At 70.3% G+C, this 5,141-nt stretch carries 7 protein-coding genes; 1 reads left to right on the top strand and 6 read right to left on the bottom strand.

Annotation, left to right across the window (positions count from 1 at the left end; translation table 11 throughout):
- The 5 genes from VOI19_RS13900 to VOI19_RS13880 all read right to left on the bottom strand — a co-directional run.
- Positions 1–1,065: M15 family peptidase (locus VOI19_RS13900; RefSeq protein WP_323793558.1), on the bottom strand; the 1,065-nt coding region annotated here is incomplete at its 3' end.
- A gap of 101 nt (positions 1,066–1,166) precedes the next feature.
- Entirely contained in the window at positions 1,167–1,760 is a 594-nt protein-coding gene (locus VOI19_RS13895) for a TetR/AcrR family transcriptional regulator (RefSeq protein WP_323793557.1), read from the bottom strand.
- A 27-nt stretch (positions 1,761–1,787) separates the two neighbouring features.
- Positions 1,788–1,979 carry a ferredoxin gene (locus VOI19_RS13890; RefSeq protein WP_323793556.1) on the bottom strand — a complete coding sequence of 64 codons (192 nt, stop codon included), beginning with the start codon at positions 1,977–1,979 and terminating at the stop codon, positions 1,788–1,790.
- Between the two features lie 4 nt (positions 1,980–1,983).
- Positions 1,984–3,522 carry a fatty acid desaturase gene (locus tag VOI19_RS13885; protein WP_323793555.1) on the bottom strand — a complete coding sequence of 513 codons (1,539 nt, stop codon included), beginning with the start codon at positions 3,520–3,522 and terminating at the stop codon, positions 1,984–1,986.
- Between the two features lie 88 nt (positions 3,523–3,610).
- Positions 3,611–4,003, bottom strand: a complete 393-nt coding sequence (locus VOI19_RS13880; RefSeq protein WP_323793554.1) for a hypothetical protein — start codon at positions 4,001–4,003, stop codon at positions 3,611–3,613.
- Between the two features lie 202 nt (positions 4,004–4,205).
- On the opposite strand from VOI19_RS13880, the gene VOI19_RS13875 reads away from it, so the two are divergent.
- A complete protein-coding gene (locus VOI19_RS13875) occupies positions 4,206–4,856 on the top strand; it encodes a hypothetical protein (RefSeq protein WP_323793553.1) in 651 nt (216 codons plus the stop codon).
- A gap of 42 nt (positions 4,857–4,898) precedes the next feature.
- On the opposite strand, the gene VOI19_RS13870 is transcribed toward VOI19_RS13875, so the two are convergent.
- A partial coding sequence (locus VOI19_RS13870; protein ID WP_323793552.1) for a malic enzyme-like NAD(P)-binding protein occupies positions 4,899–5,141 on the bottom strand: 243 nt, incomplete at its 5' end.

The raw sequence follows: 5,141 nt of genomic DNA, 5'->3' as shown, positions 1-5,141 counted from the left end.
GGCGATGAAGCGCGGGTAGTAGCAGCCGGCGTACTCGTCAGGCTTGATCTCCGACTCGAGGCCCTGCGACACGATCTCGGCCAGCGCCGCCTTGAGCTGCGGCATCAGGGCCTTGTTGCAGGTGACCGAGCCGAGGATCGGGACGACCTCGGTCGAGATGTGCTGGCTCACCCAGGAGGGCTCCGGCGCGATGCGTCCGCCGCCGATCGAGGTGTAGCGGAACACGCCGACGGCATCGGCGAAGGAGCCGAAGAGCACCGCGCTCTGGAACGCCTCGGGGTCCAGGCCGAGGCGCGAGACGACGTCGAGGTTCTGCACCGAGATCTCCTCGCCCACGACGGCGGCGAGCGGCTTGCGCAGCGTCTGCGGGGCGACCTCCCCGGTGGAGAGGACGACGGCGTTGCCTTGGGGCATGCCGAGTGCCTCGCCCACCTTGGCGTTGACGACCAGGTCGATGCCCTCGACCTGGGGGGCCCAGGCACCGACGTGCAGCGACGGGGAGTCCTCACCGAGGTCGAGGAAGCCTCCGTCGTCGACCGGCAGCTGCTTGCGCAGCGCCGGGCTGGCCGCGACCTCGCCGCCGGCGACGCGGTCCCACTGCTCCTGCAGGTCGGCGCTGGCGAGCACGGTGTAGCTGCGGTACTGCCCGGGGTCGACGGCGGCGATCGTGTAGGCCTTGTTCTCGAGCAGCACCTGGCTGACCGACAGCCGCAGCGCCGCGCGCACGCCGTCGAGGTCGAGCACCTGCTGCACGACGTCGTCGCTGAGCGGTGAGGTGTCCTGGATCAGGATGTCGGCCGGGACGATCGCTTCCTTGCGCGGTCCCGGGGCGTCCATGGCGTAGGACGGGTCGATCGCGGTGCCGGGGTCCGCCGGGAGCTCGGTGGTCACGGCCTCGACCGGAGCGACCGAGGCGCTCTCGGTGGGGGTGCCCCCTGCGCCCTCGGTGCCCTCGGTGCCCTCAATGTCGGAGACGCTCGAGGTCGTGGCGCCCGGGTCGCCACACGCGGTGGGCAGCAGCATCGCGGCGCCCAGCACCGCTGCTGTCATGCGCGCTCGCCGCACCGCGTCCTCCTCGAGACCCGTCCCGATCCTGCGCCGGGCCCTTGCCCCCGAGAATAGTCGGCGTCGCCAATCGCCGGGCGACTTCGCGAGGTCTGGCGACCTCAGCGCAGGACGCGCTCGGCGATCCAGGAGATCGCGTCGGCGGTCTCGTCCGGCGGGCCCGAGGGCTGCATGACGTGACTGAGCACCAGTCGTACGACGGCGTCGATGGCCGCGTCGACCCGGCGCTCCTCGAGGGACACGTCGAAGGCCGTGAGTCGCTCGCCGATGACCGCCTTGGCCGTGACGAGCAGGGAGTCGGCGTGCGTCGTCAGCAGCGGCAGCAGCTCGGTGTCGGCGCCGTGCGTGGCCGAGACAACCGCGTGGAGGAGCGGGTTGTCCTGGGCGTGCTCGAGCACCGTGCGCGCCGCCTCGCGGATCGCGTCGATCAGGTCGTCGGGGTGGGCGTCGAACGCCACGGTCACCACGGCGAGGAACCGCTCGAGCTCGCGCAGGATCATCGCCTCGGCCAGCCGCGACTTGGTGCCGATCTCGTTGTAGACCGTCTGGCGGCTGACCCCGACCACGTCGGCGAGCTTGGCCATCGTGACCTGGGCCCAGCCGACGTCACCGGTCAGCGTGACCGCCGCGTCGACGATCCGCTCACGGGTCGAAGAACTCGACTCCCCTCGCCCGCCGGCCGTCGTCCTGCTCACGGGCTGGAGCCTAGGTCACGTGGTGCCTCAGCCCGACAGGGTGAGGGCCAGCACGGGACAGGCCTGGACGGCGGAGTGCACGTGCCCGCGCTGCGACTCGTCGGGAGAGTCGTCGAGGACGCGCATCTCGTCGTCGTCGTCGAGCTCGAAGAAGTCGCTCGCCATCGCCTCGCACATGCCGAGGCCCTCGCACTTGTCGCGGTCGACGTGGATCCTCACCGGCTCAGGCCTCCTGCTTCGCGGACGGGTCGAGGGCGGAGAAGTCGACCTTCTCGCGCACGCCGCAGTCGGGGCAGCACCAGTCGTCGGGGATCTCCGACCAGGCGGTGCCGGCGGCGAAGCCCTCGAGCTCGTTGCCGACCTCGACCTCGTAGGTGTAGCTGCACCCGGGGCAGCGTGCGGCCATCACCTCGGCGGCCCCGGCCTCCTCCAGGCGTGCGCGCTCGGCAGCCGCCGCAGCCTCCTCGGCAGCACGTCGCTCCGCGGTGAGGACGTGATCGGGACGGGGGTAGCGGGCGAGGTAGACGGCGCGCTTGCTGGGCTGGATGTTGGCGCGGGTCACGTCGCCGCCGAAGTGGTCGACGACGCGCTGGTCCATGACGCGGCGGTAGAGCGGCGGCACGAGCGCCAGCACGATCATCCCGGCATAGCCGGTGGGCAGCACCGGGGACTCCTCGAAGTCACGCAGGGTCTGGTAGCGACGCGTGGGGTTCGCGTGGTGGTCGCTGTGGCGCTGCAGGTGGTAGAGCAGCACGTTGGTGGCGATGTTGTTGGAGTTCCACGAGTGGGAGGGGTCGACCCGCTCGTAGCGCTGACGGGTGCCCTTGCCCACCTTCTGGCGCAGCATCCCGTAGTGCTCCATGAAGTTGACGACCTCGAGCAGCGAGAAGCCGATGATGGCCTGGATAACGAGGAACGGGATGATGCCGGCGCCGAGCCAGACGATCAGGCCACCGAAGAGCACGGCCGACATCAACCAGGCGTTGAGCACGTCGTTGCTGATCCGGAAGGGGTGCTGCTGCTTGCGGGCGAAGCGCTTCTTCTCGACGTTCCAGGCGCTCTTCAGCGAGCCGAGCACCGTGCGGGACCAGAAGGCGTAGAAGTTCTCGCCCAGCCGCGAGCTGGCGGGGTCCTCGGGGGTTGCGACCCGCACGTGGTGGCCGCGGTTGTGCTCGATGTAGAAGTGCCCGTAGAAGCTCTGGGCGAGGGCAATCTTGGAGAGCCAGCGCTCGTTGGCCTCGCGCTTGTGACCCAGCTCGTGGGCGGTGTTGATCCCGATCCCACCGATGGTGCCGATCGTCAGGGCCAGGCCGACCTTGTCGACCAGGGCCAGCTCGCCGAGCCCGAACGGGGCGCCCTCGGCGATCACGTAGAACGCGGCCACGAAGCCGACGTACTGGATGGGGAGGAAGAGATAGGTGATCCACCGGTAGAAGCGGTCCTCCTCGAGGGCCTCGATCGCGTCGTCCGGCGGGTTCGTGCGGTCGAGGCCGGCCACCAGGTCGATGAGAGGGACGACGGCCAGGACGACGATCGGGCCGATCCAGAACCAGACTCCCCAGCCGGTGAGGGCCCAGAGACCGAGGGCGAGGAACGCCAGCGAGGGCACCACCAGGCCGATCAGCCACAGGTAGCGCTTGCCGTCGGTCCACTTCTCGCTCGAGCCCTCGGGCACGGTGCTGTGGGGGATGCCGGACGTTGCGGGGGCACTGGATGCGGGGGCACTGGATGCGGGGGCACTGGATGCGGGGTGGGTCGCCATCGACTCGTCGCCTCTCCTCGGGGTTTACAGAACCGTAGGTGATGTAAACCGTCTTGACAAGAGGTACGTGTTTGTAAACCCAGAAAGGTCAGAGCCTCCGCGAGGGACGGCGCTTGGCGGCCTCGGCCAGGTCGGCGATCTCTGCGGCCAAGGAGCCCGAGAAGAGGGAGCGCGCGTGCACCACGTGCGTCGGGGTCCGCAGCCCGACCATCCGTGACAGTCGGCCCCCGGAGAGCTCGACCTGCTCGATGTCGCGCAGCGCGAGGTCCATCATCGCCATGCCCCGACCGCCCCGGCTGGGGATGAAGTTGACGTGCAGTCGCGTGAGGGTCAACCGCCCCGACACCCACGCCCCACCCCACACGCTCTGGAAGCGGTCGAGCACGACGCCGCAGTCGGGCGCGCCCGTCAGGGTCAGGTCGTCGGTGGTCGCCTCGACCATCACGCTGACCGACCTCGAGGCCACGACTCCGTACGACATGACTCGAGTCTGCCCGCCGATCCGCGCAGGCGAGGCCCGTGTTGGGGTACGGGGCATCGCCCGTAGGCGATTTTTTACCCGCCCGAGGCTTCCGGCCGGGGTGCGTGGTGGTCCAGGGTCCGAGCCGACCATCCGTGTAGCGTTTCCACCAGCCACGATGGCGCCGACCGTTCGCCCCGTTCGACCACGGAGATCCTGAGCCATGACCGAGCCTGCACGCGCCCGACACGGTCTCGGGGCGACCCTCAAGCGCTGGCGGACGCCGATCGTGCTGCTCCCGCTGTTCGCGGCGCTCGTCTACAGCGGCACCGTCGGCGCCCAGATGCTGTGGGGCGAGACCCGGGCCACCCCCACCGCCTCGCCGACCGTGACGTGCTGGGACGGCACCGAGGACACCGAGGAGGCCTGCCCGGAGCCGACCGGCGTCGCCGGCCTGCGCTGGGTCTTCCCGTCCTTCCGTCCCAACACCGACGCCTGCCGTGAGGTCGTCTACGAGGACGCCGGGTCCACCGGTCCCTTGGAGTACGTGTGCCGGGTGCGGGTCGCCGGCACGAAGGCTCGCGTGCGCTACAGCGAGCGGTCCAACCTCCAGCGTGGGCTCAACTACTTCGGCAAGCGCTACGACGGCTTCGACCCCGAGCCGGTGGCCGCCGGCAGCCGGCTGGCCTTCCGCAGCGACGAGCCGTTCAAGAACGGCACCTACGAGGTGACCGTCGCCTACGTCGAGCACCCCTTCGCCGTCACCGTGAACGCCGTCAACGAACGCCTCCGCGACCGGGTGCTGCGCCAGTCGGTGAACCTGCGACCTGCCCGCTACCTGTCGGTCCGGCCGCCGGAGGACGACGAGGCCTGACGCGCCTCGTCCTGCGCCGTCCGTACGCCGTCCGGCTGCGCCTCAGCCCTCGCGGATGGCCGCCGCGACCGCTCCCGGCACGTCGGGGTGGAAGACCGTGGGGATGATGAAGCTCGAGTTGAGCTCCTCGTCCTTGACGACGTGCGCGATCGCCGCCGCCGCCCGCAGCAGCATGTCGACGCTGACCTCGGTGGCCCGGGCGTCGAGCAGGCCGCGGAAGACGCCCGGGAACGCCAGCACGTTGTTGATCTGGTTGGGGTAGTCGGAGCGGCCGCTGGCGACCAC

The sequence above is a fragment of the Nocardioides sp. genome (genome assembly GCF_034670285.1).
In the GTDB taxonomy this organism is placed as follows: domain Bacteria; phylum Actinomycetota; class Actinomycetes; order Propionibacteriales; family Nocardioidaceae; genus Nocardioides.
The sequence above is the reverse complement of the archived record's forward strand: the minus strand, read 5'-3'. Positions and strand labels throughout refer to the sequence as shown.